The organism is Petralouisia muris (genome assembly GCF_004793545.1).
GTDB lineage: Bacteria > Bacillota > Clostridia > Lachnospirales > Lachnospiraceae > Petralouisia > Petralouisia muris.
The window spans coordinates 1-324 of sequence record NZ_SRYA01000283.1; the positions used below are offsets into that span (position 1 = coordinate 1).

The following is a 324-nucleotide window of genomic DNA, read 5'->3' on the forward strand; positions in this document are numbered from 1 at the left end:
GGAAATTTCTGAAGCCTTATAAAACAAGGGATTCGAGTTTCCGAGAGTACACTATATAGCTGAGAGGTTTTCACAATGAAAATCCCTCGGCATATTTTATTTTCAAAGAAGTGTGTGATTAGATTACCAAAAGTACAGACAGTCTCTTAATCAAAAACTGGCTGAAAAAGTACAGTGTGAGCTTGCCGATTTCCGTGAGGGCATCCTAAGCAAAAGTCCGCAGGAGATTCACGATACCGCAAATCAAATTATCATAATAGTTGCATGGGTATGATGTTGGGGTCAAAAGCCCCGCTATAGTACCTTGAAAAGTTCATATATTTT

1 protein-coding gene is annotated in these 324 nt (G+C 38.6%); it reads left to right on the forward strand.

Annotated features, from left to right (window positions below; all coding sequences use genetic code 11):
- Positions 1 to 157: 157 nt before the first annotated feature.
- Positions 158 to 274 carry a hypothetical protein gene (locus tag E5329_RS32785; RefSeq protein ID WP_408634721.1) on the forward strand — a complete coding sequence of 39 codons (117 nt, stop codon included), beginning with the start codon at positions 158 to 160 and terminating at the stop codon, positions 272 to 274.
- The last annotated feature ends 50 nt before the right edge of the window (positions 275 to 324 follow it).